A 14,041-nucleotide genomic window follows, 5' to 3' on the forward strand; every position below is an offset into this window, starting at 1 on the left:
AAGCCGGGGATGAACAGAAGCTAGGAAGGATAGCTTGTATCCAGTGGCAGAAAGCAGCAGCAAAGGCACAAGCGGACGCTTGCGCCAGAGAAGTATGAAGTATAGCCAAAGTATGAAGTATGGCTTTTCAAAGCTGGATTGCAGATCCGAGAGCATAGCAAGGCACGGGTTGCAAACCCGCGCCAGCAAAGTGCTTACGCCAGGAAAAAGACAAAGGCCCCAGCAGGCGCTGGCGCACGGAAAGCAGCTGGCAAGTGTAAACCATAAGTATAAATCCCTTCCAAACCAGCAACAGGTACGGTTTTGGCTGCTAACCTATGGCTAAACCACATTATTCTCCTAACTTAGAGGAGCTAAACTATAACTAAACCTTAAACATGCATATCAGACTAAAAACAAACCTTTTGGCTGCCGTGCTTCTGTGCTTTGCCTTTGTGGCGCAGGCGCAGCAGAAAAAAGACATCACCCTGGAGGATATCTACCAGAAAGGGACCTTCCGCGCCAAATCGGTGTATGGGGTAAACTGGATGAACGACGGGCGCTACTACAGCTCGCAGGTGGCCGACGAGAAAAACAAAGTATACGACATCGTAAAGTATGACGTGACCACCGGCCAGCCAGTGAGCACCATCATCGAAGGCGAGAACCTGGTGCCAGCGGGCAGCAACCAGCCGATACAGTACGACGGCTATACCTTTTCCTCTGATGAGCAGAAGGTACTGTTCTCTACCGATACCGAGCAGATCTACCGCCGCTCTTCCAAGGCCGATTTTTATATCTATGACATCGCCTCCAAGAAACTGACCAAGCTGAGTGACGGCGGCAAGCAACTATATGCCACCTTCTCGCCGGACGCCAAGCGCGTGGCCTTCGCCCGCGAGAACAACATGTTCGTGACGGACCTGAGCAACATGCAGGAGACGCAGATCACCACAGACGGCAAGTTCAACTCTATTATCCATGGCTATGCAGATTGGGTATACGAGGAGGAATTCTCTTTCGCGCAAGGCTTCCACTGGTCGCCGGACGGCAAGAAGATCGCCTTCTACACGTTTGACGAGACAAACGTGCCGGAGTTTAACATGCAGATGTGGGGCGAGCTCTACCCGCAGGACTACAAGTTCAAGTATCCGAAAGCCGGTGAGGCCAACTCAAAGGTAACCGTATCGGTGTACGATGTGAACAACGGCAAAACCGTGAAAATGGACACCGGCAAAGAGGATGACATCTACATCCCGCGCATCAAATGGACAAACGACGCTAACCTGCTGTCTATCCAGAAAATGAACCGCCTGCAGAACACGCTGGAGATCCTGCATGCCAATGCTACCACTGGTAAGGCTGACGTGGTGCTGAAAGAAACCGACAAGGCCTACATTGATGTAACCGACGACCTAACCTACCTGAAGGACGGCAAGCACTTTATCCATAGCTCAGAAGTAGAGGGCTTTAACCACCTGTACCTGTACAACATGAAGGGCAAGCTGGTGCGCCAGATAACGAACGGCAACTGGGAGGTAAGCCAGTTTGTGGGCTACGATGAGAAAAACGACCGCCTGTACTACATGTCTACGGAGGTGTCGCCGCTGGAGCGCCACCTGTACAGCATCAGCAGCAAAGGCAAAAGCAAAAAGCGCCTGACTGACAAAGCCGGTACGCACCGCGTGAACATGAGCAACGACTTTAAGTATTATCTGGACTACTTCTCCGCCGCCAACCAGGTGCCAACCGTAAGCCTACACACGGCCAAAGACGGCAAACTGATTAAGGTGCTGGAGGATAACGCGCAGCTGAAGAATACCCTGGCGCAGTACGACATCGCCAAGCAGGAGTTCTTCACCATGAACACGGCAGACGGCACCAAGCTCAACGGCTGGATGATCAAGCCAACGGATTTTGACCCGAACAAGAAGTACCCGGTGCTGATGTTCGTGTACGGCGGCCCAGGCTCGCAGACGGTGACCAACAGCTGGGGCGGCACCAACTACCTGTGGTACCAGGTGCTGGCCGACAAAGGCATGATCATCGTGAGCGTGGACAACCGCGGCACCGGTGCCCGTGGCGCGGAGTTTAAGAAAGTGACCTACGCCAACCTGGGCAAGTATGAGATAGAGGACCAGGTGGAGGCAGCCAAGTGGCTGGGCAAGCAGTCTTATGTAGACAAGAATCGCATTGGCATCTGGGGCCACAGCTTTGGCGGCTACATGACGCTGTTGGGCCTGACGAAAGGCGAAGGCGTATTCCGTGCCGGTATCTCTGTTGCCCCGGTAACAAACTGGAGATACTATGACAGCATCTACACCGAGCGCTTCCTGAAAACACCGCAGGAGAACGCCGCCGGCTACGATGATAACTCACCGCTGAACTTTGCCGACCAGCTGCAGGGCGACCTGCTGCTGATTCACGGCACCGGCGACGACAACGTGCACTTCCAGAACGCGGTGGCCATGCAGGATGCCCTGATCAGCGCCAACAAGCAGTTCGAGAGCTTCTACTACCCGAACCGCAACCACGGCGTGGGCGGTGGCGTTACATCCATTCACCGCTTTAAGATGATGACCAACTTCCTGGAGCGCAAGCTGATCAACCCGACAGAGGTAAACCAGTAAGCAAGTATAAAACCCAGTATAAAGGCCTGCCGGAAACGGCGGGCCTTTTTGTTTTGAGGCATTTGCTGAGCATTGCAAGTATAAGTGCTTTAAAACTAAGGGATTGGTGGTGTTGTGAAGGCGGAAATCGCTTATATTTCGCTCTGTTTGTACCACTATACCACTACATATAACTATGAAGATCACTGTATTCTTTCTGCCGGCACTGTTGCTGTGCGCCTTTCAGTTTGCTGACACCACGCATACCCGGGCGCTGGAAAGCCTGGCTAACGCGGAACGGAATTTCTCGGCAACGTCCGAGGCCAAGGGGCTGCACCAGGCTTTTGTGGAGAACATGGCCGAAGATGGAATTGTGTTTGCCCCCAAACCGACCAATGGCAGGAAACTCCATGCGGCGGCCCCTGCCTCTAAGGCTTTGCTTACCTGGTATCCTGCCTACGCTGACATTTCAAGCTCCCTGGACTGGGGCTATACCACAGGGCCTTATCAGCTCAAAGCTAATCCCGAAGCTGAGGAAATAGCGGGAGCGGGTTTTTACCTGTCGGTGTGGCGCAGGCAGCCGGACGGGCAATGGAAAGTGACCGTGGACATGGGCAACTCTTTTCCGGCAGAGCTGCTGAAAGACGAGGTATACCGGCCGGCAAAAGCCACTGCCAAGGGCAAGAAAGCCAAAGGCACTGCAGAGGGGCTACTAAGCAGGGATGTGCAGAACGTGCAGCCATACATTGCCGAAACGCTGATCTACCGCCACGGGCAATATCCTTACAAGTATAAAGAGGCCGCCATTGAGCCGGCTGCCAATGTGGTGTACACTAACCTGGGGCACGAGCTGTCGCCGGCGGCGGACATGGCCTACACCTACGGCAGCTACAGCCAGGCCGGGGAAAGCGGCCACTACCTAAAAGTATGGAAAATGATGGGTGGAGAGTGGAAGCTGGTGGCCCATAACCTGGTTCCGGACCGGAGGTAAAGAGCCTCAGCTGTCGGTCAGTCTGGCCAGGCAGGCGTAGAGGTACTGCTTTTCCTGCTCCTCCACAGGCAGCGCCTCGATGTGGCCGCGCAACCGGGAGGCAGACACCTTGGCTGCAGCAGAAGGGCTCTGTTTATACGTTTGCAGCTCCTCGGCAAGTGCTTGTATCCGGGTAGCCACCGCATCGGCGTCGGCTGTAAGCTGGTTCAGGATAGCGAGCAGCCTGTTCAGCAGCTCGTTCGGCTCATGGTCAGGGTAGCGGATGTAGTGGTCTATCTCGCTCCAGCCTTCCTCAAACAAGGTTTTTACCTGCACCTCCACCAGGTACAGTTGCCGGCTGGGCTTGATCTTGAGAATGTAATGCTGCGCCCTGTAGCCTTTGTCTCTTACCAGCACCTTGTAGTTATCGGCGGCAAACTGCCTGGCATCTATGGCGTGGCTGCTGCTTACATAGGCATAAGGTTCCCGCTTCAGTTCCCAGTGCTGTTGTATGTGGTAGCCTATGGCGTGGCAGTCTTTCTTGTTCAGGTGCAGGAGACGCACGCCTACCAGGTCGTTTATAAACGAGAGGTAATTTTGGGTGGTTAAGTGGCGGCCCGGATACTCCTGCTTCTTCCGGATGATCTTTTTGAGCAGGTGCAACGGCTCTTTTACCCGGTAGCACACCGCATGTGCGCTTTTTAACTGCTTTAGGGTCCTCGAAACAAACAGTCCGATGTCCTCCAGCTCGCTTAGCCGCAACGTATAGTCGTTGTAGATATCGGTCAGCTCCTGCGCCTCCAGCCCCTGCGCACGCAGCTCCCCCTCACTCACCTTAAGCGAGGCAAGTATAAAAGGCACAGTGGCTTTCTGTGTGTAGTTAGCTGGGTGCATAACATGAGGGCATTAACACTCTCCCCCACACAAAGTATAGCCCGTTTTCTGCGAAATGTTGCGGTAAGGCCAAAGTATACTTACTCCTTCAGCCCCAGCTGTGCGTTTATCAGCGGCGTTTTGGGTGCCAGGAAAAAGCCTGTGAGGCTGGCGAACATAATAGGTATAAAGTGGTGAAAGCCCGTAAGCGTGGCCAAGAGCACAATGGTGCTGATAGGCGTGCGCGTAACGCAGGCGTTTATAGCAGCCATGCAGCTGACAAGTATAAGCGGCAGGTTCTGACCCGGAAAAAGGCTGTTGACGATCAGGCCAACAGTCGCGCCCACAAAAAAGAGCGGGATAATAAAGCCACCGCGCCAGCCAGAGGTAACGGTAAAGGCAATCGCGAAAATCTTGGCCACCAGAAGTAGCAGCAGGAACTCCAGCGTGGCCTGCTCCTCTAAAAGGATGTTCAGCTCATCGTGGCTGAAGTAGCGGGAGAGGGGCACGAAGTAGGCAATGGTACCAATCAGCAAACCGCCCACTGCCATTTTTAGGTAGATAGGCACACCAAACTTCTTGAACATACCCCGGCATTGGCGCACGACGAAAATAAAGAGCCAACCCGCCGCCGTGCCTGCCAGCGCATAGAGCATGGCATAGAAAAAGTCGGAGAGCTCGGGCGTGGCATACACCGGGAAATTCCAGGTGGGGCCAATGCCAATGTGCGTGATCAGGATAAAAATGACGTAGCTGGAGCAGCTGGCCACAAAGGCTGGGATAAGCGCCTGGTAATACTCTACCACGTGCTTGTGGTGCAGGATCTCGAGGGCAAACAAGGTGCCGCCCAAGGGTGCGCCGAACAGGGCCGTGAAGGCAGCGGCCATGCCGGCAATGGTTAAGGAGCGCAGGTCCTCGCCGCGGATCTTCAGTTTTTTGGCGATCCAGGTGCCCGTGGAGCCTACCACCTGCACCAGCGGCGCCTCTGGCCCGGCACTCCCGCCGCTGGCAATGCACAGCCACGACGACAGGATCATGGACGGGTTATTCTTCGGCTCCAGATGCCCGCCTTTGAAGCGGATGTTATTTACGATGAGGTCCATCTCGCCAGGGTCTCCCAACTTATGGATGATGATTCCTGCCAGCAAGCCGGCCGCAGCCATCAAAGGTATCACCCACAGCCCCTGGATTGGGGCCAGGAAATGAAGCAAACCTTCCAGCACGGTCCAGTACAGGCCGGCAATTACGCCGCCTACGATGCCAATAGCCACCCACAGCAAAAAAATCTTGCTGAATACAAACGGGTTGAACTGCAAAGGGTAGTTTAGCTGGTTCCGAAGCGTAACGGCCAGTCGTCGTCTCTTAAAGTCCATCCCGCAAAGGTACGCATAAATGCAGGAGCAGGTAAAGGAGGTGGGGTAGAAGTGGACGACTAGCCTCTGCTGGCGGCGCGGCAGTTAGCAGTTGACGCGCGGCTATGGAGAGGTATTTATACTTTTGCCATACTAAAAGAAGCTTGGTGGAGGCGTTATACTTAAAACCAGGGGCCTGTACAGGACGACATAAAATGACGTTGGTTGCTACATCTTGAAAGCAGGCAACTTCAGTTTAGCGATCTCCTTCAACTCCGCAAGAGCCGGTGCGCCTATTTCCTCCGCCGAAAACGACCAGGCCAAGTACGGGTGCTCCTGGAGCAGGTAAATCGTATGCGCTTCTTCTAAACAAGCCCTGAAATCGCTCCACTTAACGGTAGTGGTTTTCTGTTCGCGGGTTACGCTTATACTTTCGGTTGAGAAGCTGAGGAGCATCTCCGAAGGATTTTCCGGCAAGCTGTTTTTTGCCAACTGCTTTAAGGCGCCCGTTCGCCTTTTATAAGTTTTCCATTTTAAGTAAAGCAGGTAAAGCCCGAAACCGGCCCACCAAAACGGGAGCGCAAAAACTCCTACTGCACCAAAGTCGCTTTCTGAAAAAAAGAAGAGCAGGAGCGAGAGTAGGGTAAGGGCCAGGAAAAAAGCAGCTCTTTTTATATTTCTCTTTCTTCTAGCCGAAACAACGACACTGTCGATAAAAAGAAGCTGCCTGTAGGTCTCTTCAAAAGTAGTATGTATAGGCACAGACTCCATGCCTACAGCTTCACACAAACATTCTGCGGCTCGGTAAAGAAGCGCAGCGCCTCAAAACCGCCCTCGCGGCCCACGCCGGAGTTCTTCATGCCGCCGAAGGGGGTGCGCAGGTCGCGCAGGAGCCAGGTGTTGATCCAGATAATGCCGGAGTGCACCTGGTGCGCCACACGGTGTGCCCTTTGTAAATTGCTGGTCCAGATGGTGGCGGAGAGGCCGTAGTCGGTGCAATTGGCGTATTGGATCACCTCTTCCTCGGTATCAAAAGGCATGAGCGTCACCACGGGCCCAAAGATCTCCTCGGTGTTGGTGCGGCAGTTGTAAGGCAGGCCTTCAATAACCGTAGGGGCGATAAACCAACCATTTTCGCAGCGCCCTGCTACCTGTACCTGGTGCTCCCCGGTTAGGATGGTACCGCCTTCCTGCTGGGCCAGCTCAATGTAAGAGAGTACTTTTTGCATGTGCTGCTCCGATACCACCGCACCCAGTTTGGTACCTTCTTCCATGGGGTCGCCCACAGTCATGGCCTTTACTTTCTCTACAAAGGCATCCCGGAACTGCTCGTATAGCGGGCGCTCGATAAAAATGCGGGAACCGCAGAGGCAGATCTGCCCCTGGTTGGCAAAGGAGGAGTGGATGGAAGTATGGAGCGCTTTGTTAAAGTCGCAGTCGGCGAAGATGATGTTCGGGTTCTTGCCGCCCAGCTCCAGCGACAGCTTCTTGAACATCGGCGCCGCTGTGGCTGCGATGGTTCGGCCGGTGGCAGTGCCGCCAGTAAAGGATATTACCGGAACTTTAGGATGTGCCGTGATGGCAGCGCCCACCTTCTGTCCATAGCCATGCACAATGTTGAGCACACCGGCCGGCAAGCCCGCCTCTATGCAAATCTCCGAGAGCAGGTACGCTGTCATAGGTGTTACTTCGGAGGGTTTGGCTACCACACAATTACCGGCGGCCAGGGCAGGGGCTATTTTCCAGGTAAATAAGTATAAAGGCAGGTTCCAGGGCGAGATGCAGCCGGCCACGCCATGCGGGTGGCGCACGGTATAGTTAATGGCCTCAGTGCCTTCCATGTAGTGCGCCTCTGTGGCAAAGTGCTGAATGGCCGTGCCGTAAAACCGCATGTTGCTGCTGGCCCGCGGAATGTCTACTGTCTTTGCCAGCTTCAAAGGTTTGCCGTTGTCCACAGATTCTGCCTCGGCCAGCTGCTCCAGGTTTTGGTCTATCAGGTCAGCGATCTTCATCAGCAAACGGCCACGTTTTTCGGCCGGCGTGTTAGCCCATGCCGGAAAAGCCGCCAGTGCCGCCTGCACCGCCTGCTCCACATCCCGCTCATCAGAGTCTGGTATAAGCGAATATACCTGGCCGGTTGCCGGGTTGTAGTTGTCGATGTACTGACCTGCCACAGGTGCTATAAGCTGGCCGTTTATGTAGTTCTGGAGCTGCTTCACGTTTACGGTAAGTATAAATTAGAAACTAAAGTGCATATAGGTTAAGAGTTTTTGCTTCTGAACCTGTTTAAGATCAGAGTGAATCGCTTTAACAACCTTTTTCTGAAAGGTTCCACGAGCATATGCACAAGTATAAGCGCGACAAAGAACTTAACGGGTGTTGGGTATTCGGCCGCTATCCCAGCATACTTGCTCACATACAGCAGTGCTACCACAAGGTTCAGGCACAGCATGTGAAACAGGTAGTCCTCAGCCTTAAGCCTGTACCAGTTTGTCAAGCGAGATATAGCCGCAGCAAAACCAAGGTTTAAGAGCAGGATAATCAGAAGTACGCCCATTGCGCGCTACTTACAAACACCCCGTTCTGCCCCCATCCACCGGCACGTTAATGCCATTGATGTAGGCAGCAGCCGGCGTAGCCAGAAACGCAGCGGCAGCGGCTACCTCCTCAGGCTCAGCAAAACGGCGGGCAGGTATTTCCTGCATCATCTCTTCCTCCACAGCATCCACAGCCGCATCGGTTTTCTTTGCCTTATTTTCGATAATGGACTCGAGGCGGCCGGTGCGGGTGGCGCCGGGCAGCACGTTGTTTACCGTGATGCCGAATGGGCCCAGCTCGTTGGCCATGGTTTTAGCCCAACTAGCCACCGCGCCACGTATAGTGTTCGAGACCCCCAGGCCCTGCAGCGGCTGCTTCACCGAGGTACTGATCACGTTGATGATGCGGCCATACTTTGCCTCCTTCATATGCGGAATCACGGCTTTGGCCAGCAGGTGGTTTGCGATCAGGTGCTGGTTAAAGGCAGCGGTAAACTCGTCGGTGATGGCCTCGGTAATCGGCCCGCCCGCCGGCCCGCCGGTGTTGTTTACCAGGATGTGCACTTCGGGCTGGTCGTTGAGGTAGGCCTGCACGCGTATGTTCAGGTCATAAGGGTCGGAGAAGTCGGCGGTGATGTAGTCGTGCTGCTGCTCCTGCTGCGTGTCCAGCTCCTGGGCCACCTGCTGCAGCTTCTCCTCGTTACGGGCTATGAGCGTTACGCTAGCCCCCAGTTGTGCCAGTTCTACGGCTATAGCTTTGCCAATGCCCTGCGTGCTGCCACACACCAGGGCGCGTTTGTTCTTCAGGTTTAGATTCATAGGATAAATGTACGTAAATCTATACGAAGTGGCATAGCTATACTTATGCCGTTGCTACCATGTTTGCCGTAAATTGCGTACTTTCAAACAAGAAACCACAATATCAAAACTATGGCCATAACGAGACCTTTCAACTTTAAAAAGTGGATCGAGGAGCACCGCCACCTGCTGAAGCCGCCGGTAGGCAACCAGCAGGTGTTTAAAGATAACGACGACTTCATTGTAATGGTGGTAGGCGGGCCAAACGCCCGTAAAGATTACCACTATGATGAAGGCGAGGAATTTTTCTACCAACTGGAGGGCGACATCGTGCTGAAGATCATCGAGGATGGCAAGCCGGTTGATATACCTATAAAGGAAGGGGAGATTTTCCTGTTGCCGCCGCGCGTGCCGCACTCGCCGCAGCGCCCGGCCAACACGGTGGGCCTGGTGATGGAGCGTTACCGTAAGCCTGGCGAGAAAGACGGCTTCCTGTGGTTCTGCGAGAACTGCGGCAACAAACTATACGAGGAGTATGCCGACGTTACCGACATCGTGGGGCAGCTGCCGGTTATCATGAGCCGCTTCTGGGACAGCATGGAGCACCGCACCTGCAACAACTGCGGCACCGTCATGGAGCCGCCTGCCAAGCCAGCCGAGGCCGCTAAGTAAAGTATGATCCATCCTGACCTGTCCACCAACCGCCTCCGGCTTCGCCTCATACAGCCTGCTGACGCAGAATTTATACTTCAGGGGCTGTCGGACAGGCGGGTGACGCAGTACTACGCGGTGCACTATGATACGCTGGAGGAGGTAGAGCAGGAGCAAATGCCGTTTTACCAGAGCCTGCTGGAGAGCGACACAGGCGCCTGGTGGGCCTTCTCGTTAAAGGAGGATGATACGCTGCTAGGGGCCTGTGGCCTGAATAACCTGGAAAAGGAGCACCAAAAGGCCGAAGTCGGCTTTTGGCTGCTGCCAGAGCATTGGGGCAAGGGCTACATACCCGAGGCCGCTGCGGCTGTGGTAAGGTATGGCTTTGAGCTGCTCAGCCTGAACCGCATCGAAGCCATCGTGGAAGGCGGCAATGAGCAGTCAGGGAGAGTGTTGCAAAAGCTTGGCTTTTCCTATGAGGGCAGGCTGCGCGAGCGCGAGATCAAGAGCGGCCGCTTCATCGACCTGCTATACTTTAGTCTGCTGCGGAGGGAACATCTACGGTAAAATAGAAGTATGGGTACCTGCCCCAAGCCTGTGCAACACAAGTATAAAATGCTTATCTTGTTGGATTGCCCTCTTGAGCCGTACACTGTATAGCTGCATTTCTGACTGTTTATAGCCATGCAAGACAAGACGCCCATACTTACTGCTGATAACCTGCTGAAGATCGACATCCACACGCATATTTTGCCCGCCACCTGGCCAAACCTGCGCGAGCGTTATGGCTATGGCGGCTTTATCCGGCTGGAGCACCACAAGCCCTGCTGCGCCCGCATGATGATGGACGGCAAGTTCTTCCGGGAGATACAGGATAACTGCTGGGACCCGAAGGTGCGCATGCACGAGTGCAGCCAGCACAAAGTAGGGGTGCAGGTACTGAGCACGGTGCCGGTCATGTTCAGCTACTGGGCCAAGCCAGAGCATACGTATGACCTCTCGCAGATCCTGAACGACCACATCGCCGGCATCGTGGCCGATTACCCCGACCGTTTCGTGGGGCTGGGTACTGTTCCCATGCAGGACACCAAACTGGCGATAAAAGAGCTGGAGCGCTGCGTGAAGGAACTGGGCATGGCAGGTATACAGATCGGCACGAACATAAACGGGCAGAACCTGGATGCCCCGGAACTGTTCCCTGTTTTTGAGGCGGCGGAGGAATTGGGTGCCGCTATTTTTGTGCATCCCTGGGACATGCTGGGCAAGGACCGCACCGGCAAATACTGGATGCCCTGGTTGGTGGGCATGCCTGCCGAAACAACGGTGGCAATCTGCTCCATGATCTTTGGGGGCGTGTTTGAGCGCCTGCCAAAGCTTCGTGTGGCCTTTGCCCATGGCGGCGGTTCTTTTCCGGCGACCATCGGCCGTATTGCCCATGGCTTTGAGGTGCGCCCCGACCTGTGCGCCATTGATAACCCCGTAAACCCACGCGAATACCTGGGTAAATTCTACTTCGACTCGCTGGTGCACGACCCGCTGGCCCTGGAGTACCTGGTAAATTTGGTGGGAGCCGATAAGATTGCCTTAGGTACCGATTACCCGTTCCCGCTCGGCGAACTGGAGCCCGGCAAGCTCATCGAGTCCATGCCCTATGATCTGGCAACCAAAGAGCGCATGCTCAGCGGCACTGCACTGGAGTGGCTGAACCTGGAGCGCAAGCAGTTTGTGAAGCATAATGCAGCTGTACGCATGCCGAAGGATAAGCTGTCAGAATCAGGATTTACAGGATGATTGGAAAGGCTGAATAACTTGGCAATACCCGGTTTACGTTACTTCCATCAGCGGCCTATTCACTAAAAGCCCTCGCGGTGTCCGGAGTTCCTACGCGCGTCTGGCTGCTGCACCGGGTCCAACCACCCCTGCCCCTCCTTGGCTTTTTCGAGGGCCCCTACCCCCAGGAGGGGAGCTCAGTAGCTGCTTTGGCTGAAGCATTAGTTTTGTGGCTGCTGGGGTAGATGAGCAGAAGTATAAACTCACCCCTAACCCCTCCGAGGAGGGGAATACACCTCTCCCCAGCCCTCTCCTAAAAACAGGAGAGGGAGCTTGGTTGAAGCTCCGTCAGCTGTGGCTATCGAACCAGTTCCCAGTCTTTGGGTTGAGCGCCTATGCGAGTTTTTCTGGTGACGAGCGTGAGCGAGGCAGCCCGAGGCACGAGGGCAGGAAAAGCTCCCAGCGCGATGCCCTTATCGAGGGCCCCTACCCCCAAGACGAGCCCTCTCGGGCTAGAGAGCACCAAAGCCAGAAATGCAACGATAGGCTTGTGGGGCTGGAGGATGAACGGCAGCTAGTAAGTATAGCTTGGTTCAAGTTACAGGAAACAGCGGCTAAGCACAGGCACAAGCGGACGCTTGCGCCAGCGAAGTATGAAGTACGGCCAAATTACGACTTCTACGGATCAGGCAGCTTATAGCAGCAAAGGTTCCAGATAAAGCTGGCCGAAACAGCAAACGGCATATACCTCCATGAACAGCTAAACCACACCTATTCCTGATCCAGCCCATCAGAAGAAACACTAAAATCTATTGTTTTGGCTGCATAATTTTATACTTTGGCCAAATATTTGCTCGTTATAATTGTATCTTATTCAACCTTTTACTATGCGTAAATTACTTTTCAGCCTGCTCTTGATGGGAGCCTTTGCCACGGCGGCACATGCCCAGAAAGAGTTTGCCCATATAGAACTACCCATGAACCGTGCGGAAGACCTTGTGTCTGTGGCAGACGATGAGGGCAACGTGGTAGTATATTTCTACCAAAGCGGAAATCTGAACTTCGCCATGATCTCCCCATCAGGAGAGAAGCTGGCGCAGCACGAGATCCCGTACCGGAGCTCCAAAGACCCCCAGATCATGGGTACCCGGGTAACCGACGACGAGTTTATCTTCTACAGCCGCTATACCAATGGCCGCCGTGAGTATGTGCGCCCCTTTGCCATTAACCGCCACACCGGCGCCTTCCGTAGCCTGCAGGATGTGCAGCTGAAGCTACCCCGCAACGTGACCTTTGTAGGTGGCTTTGGCGACGAGGAGCATTTCTATATGCTTTACACTGACAAAGACAGCAACCTGCACCTGTACCGCGACTCTGAGTATAGCGTGGCTACCATGGATTACAAGTTTTTCTCAACAGAACAGATGCCCCGTACCCGCGACCGCTATGCCCGTGAGTCGGGGATGATTTATGTGCACCCGGACCTGGAGCGTAATGTGTTCACGGGCCATCACCGCAGTAAGATATACTCACGCGGCGATAAGCTGCACATGATCTTTGACGGTTACCAGCTGCGCGGGAAGTCTGCTAAGGAAGCCACCACCGAAATCCTGACCTTAGATTGGAACACCGGAAAGGCGGAATACCGCACCCTGCCTGTTGTCGAGCAGCGCAACACCCCGAGCTTCAACTCTTTCCTGCACCAGGACAAGCTTTTCCGGCTGAACCTGGAGAAGGACAAGCTGAAGCTGACGGCCTACGATTTTAACACGTTGCAGCCAATCAAAGAATATGCCTTTACCGACAAAGAGAAACTGGCGCTGGCTTCCACGCCTGTTTACCAGCGTGGGGCAAGCGGCCTGTTCTCGTCTGGGTATGAGGTGATTGAGAAAGAGGATAAGGCCATGAAGAACCTGGCGAGCGGTATACCTGCCGTTACGGTGGATACATACAGCGATAGCACGCTGCAGCTGACCATTGGCTCTTACAAGGCCCCAACAGAGCGTGACAATCGTAACGACCGCAGCCGCATGGTGCGCACGCCAGACCGTTATGTGCGCACGTCGCGCGGGCTCATGCTGATACCGGGCCGCTGGACGCCAGCCTACAACATCCCGAGCTATTACTTGAACTCGCCATACTATAGCCGCTACTTCTACGATCCGTTCGGGCAGGGAGGCAGCATGCCAACAGGCCCTGGTATCAGCACCTATTTCCACACGGTGCTTGATGCCAACAGCCTGGCTAAAGTAGAGCAGGAGGGCGAGGTAGAGGTATTACAGGAGCGCGTGGAGGAGTATGAGCGCAGCCTGAAGCCGGAACCGGAGTTCCAAACCGTATACCGCTACGGCAACAAGCTACACTACGGCTACTACGACCGCAAGGCGCGCACGTTCCGCATTGTGGAGTTTGCGCACGGCCAGCAGCCCGCAGAGCCGGAGCAGGAATAATCAATCCATAGTTTTGTATACAGAAATGGCCGCCAGTGTTTGCTGGCGGCCA

General features: G+C 54.6%; 12 protein-coding genes. 7 read left to right on the forward strand and 5 right to left on the reverse strand.

The window, feature by feature from the left end; genetic code table 11:
• Positions 1-377 precede the first annotated feature (377 nt).
• Both PXG97_RS19600 and PXG97_RS19605 read left to right on the forward strand, forming a co-directional pair.
• A complete protein-coding gene (locus tag PXG97_RS19600) occupies positions 378-2,609 on the forward strand; it encodes a S9 family peptidase (RefSeq protein WP_276499534.1) in 2,232 nt (743 codons plus the stop codon).
• Between the two features lie 175 nt (positions 2,610-2,784).
• Positions 2,785-3,579 carry a YybH family protein gene (locus PXG97_RS19605; RefSeq protein ID WP_276499535.1) on the forward strand — a complete coding sequence of 265 codons (795 nt, stop codon included), beginning with the start codon at positions 2,785-2,787 and terminating at the stop codon, positions 3,577-3,579.
• Between the two features lie 6 nt (positions 3,580-3,585).
• Here the strand turns inward: PXG97_RS19605 and PXG97_RS19610 are convergent, their stop codons facing one another.
• The 5 genes from PXG97_RS19610 to PXG97_RS19630 all read right to left on the reverse strand — a co-directional run bounded on the left by PXG97_RS19610 (position 3,586) and on the right by PXG97_RS19630 (position 9,139).
• Complete coding sequence (locus PXG97_RS19610) at positions 3,586-4,452, reverse strand: RelA/SpoT domain-containing protein (protein WP_276499536.1); 867 nt, start codon at positions 4,450-4,452, stop codon at positions 3,586-3,588.
• A gap of 80 nt (positions 4,453-4,532) precedes the next feature.
• Complete coding sequence (locus PXG97_RS19615) at positions 4,533-5,804, reverse strand: chloride channel protein (RefSeq protein WP_276499537.1); 1,272 nt, start codon at positions 5,802-5,804, stop codon at positions 4,533-4,535.
• Between the two features lie 207 nt (positions 5,805-6,011).
• Positions 6,012-6,275, reverse strand: coding sequence for a YcxB family protein (locus PXG97_RS19620; RefSeq protein ID WP_276499538.1), 264 nt, complete (start codon positions 6,273-6,275; stop codon positions 6,012-6,014).
• A gap of 281 nt (positions 6,276-6,556) precedes the next feature.
• On the reverse strand, positions 6,557-8,002 hold the full coding sequence (locus PXG97_RS19625; protein ID WP_276499539.1) for an aldehyde dehydrogenase: 1,446 nt from the start codon (positions 8,000-8,002) through the stop codon (positions 6,557-6,559).
• Positions 8,003-8,350: 348 nt separating this feature from the next.
• Complete coding sequence (locus PXG97_RS19630; RefSeq protein WP_276499540.1) at positions 8,351-9,139, reverse strand: SDR family oxidoreductase; 789 nt, start codon at positions 9,137-9,139, stop codon at positions 8,351-8,353.
• Between the two features lie 111 nt (positions 9,140-9,250).
• Here PXG97_RS19630 and PXG97_RS19635 point away from each other — a divergent pair, with 111 nt between their 5' ends.
• From PXG97_RS19635 to PXG97_RS19655, 5 genes are all read left to right on the forward strand, one after another.
• The gene (locus tag PXG97_RS19635) at positions 9,251-9,790 is read left to right on the forward strand and encodes a 3-hydroxyanthranilate 3,4-dioxygenase (protein WP_276499541.1); all 540 of its coding nucleotides are present in this window, start codon (positions 9,251-9,253) and stop codon (positions 9,788-9,790) included.
• Positions 9,791-9,793: 3 nt separating this feature from the next.
• Positions 9,794-10,336, forward strand: a complete 543-nt coding sequence (locus PXG97_RS19640; protein WP_276499542.1) for a GNAT family N-acetyltransferase — start codon at positions 9,794-9,796, stop codon at positions 10,334-10,336.
• Between the two features lie 117 nt (positions 10,337-10,453).
• Complete coding sequence (locus PXG97_RS19645; protein ID WP_276499543.1) at positions 10,454-11,560, forward strand: amidohydrolase family protein; 1,107 nt, start codon at positions 10,454-10,456, stop codon at positions 11,558-11,560.
• Between the two features lie 208 nt (positions 11,561-11,768).
• Positions 11,769-12,239 (forward strand): hypothetical protein, encoded by a 471-nt coding sequence (locus PXG97_RS19650; RefSeq protein ID WP_276499544.1) that lies wholly within the window; start codon positions 11,769-11,771, stop codon positions 12,237-12,239.
• Between the two features lie 187 nt (positions 12,240-12,426).
• Positions 12,427-13,989, forward strand: coding sequence for a hypothetical protein (locus PXG97_RS19655; protein ID WP_276499545.1), 1,563 nt, complete (start codon positions 12,427-12,429; stop codon positions 13,987-13,989).
• Positions 13,990-14,041 lie beyond the last annotated feature (52 nt).

This window comes from Pontibacter litorisediminis, from assembly GCF_029360645.1.
GTDB classification, from domain to species: Bacteria; Bacteroidota; Bacteroidia; order Cytophagales; family Hymenobacteraceae; genus Pontibacter; species Pontibacter litorisediminis.

Coding starts and splice junctions, on each gene's coding strand:
- PXG97_RS19645 (WP_276499543.1), top strand. CDS start 10,454: ATGCAAGACAAGACGCCCATACTTACTGCTGATAACCTGCTGAAGATC.
- PXG97_RS19635 (WP_276499541.1), top strand. CDS start 9,251: ATGGCCATAACGAGACCTTTCAACTTTAAAAAGTGGATCGAGGAGCAC.
- PXG97_RS19630 (WP_276499540.1), bottom strand. CDS start 9,139: ATGAATCTAAACCTGAAGAACAAACGCGCCCTGGTGTGTGGCAGCACG.
- PXG97_RS19640 (WP_276499542.1), top strand. CDS start 9,794: ATGATCCATCCTGACCTGTCCACCAACCGCCTCCGGCTTCGCCTCATA.
- PXG97_RS19610 (WP_276499536.1), bottom strand. CDS start 4,452: ATGCACCCAGCTAACTACACACAGAAAGCCACTGTGCCTTTTATACTT.
- PXG97_RS19600 (WP_276499534.1), top strand. CDS start 378: ATGCATATCAGACTAAAAACAAACCTTTTGGCTGCCGTGCTTCTGTGC.
- PXG97_RS19605 (WP_276499535.1), top strand. CDS start 2,785: ATGAAGATCACTGTATTCTTTCTGCCGGCACTGTTGCTGTGCGCCTTT.
- PXG97_RS19655 (WP_276499545.1), top strand. CDS start 12,427: ATGCGTAAATTACTTTTCAGCCTGCTCTTGATGGGAGCCTTTGCCACG.
- PXG97_RS19615 (WP_276499537.1), bottom strand. CDS start 5,804: ATGGACTTTAAGAGACGACGACTGGCCGTTACGCTTCGGAACCAGCTA.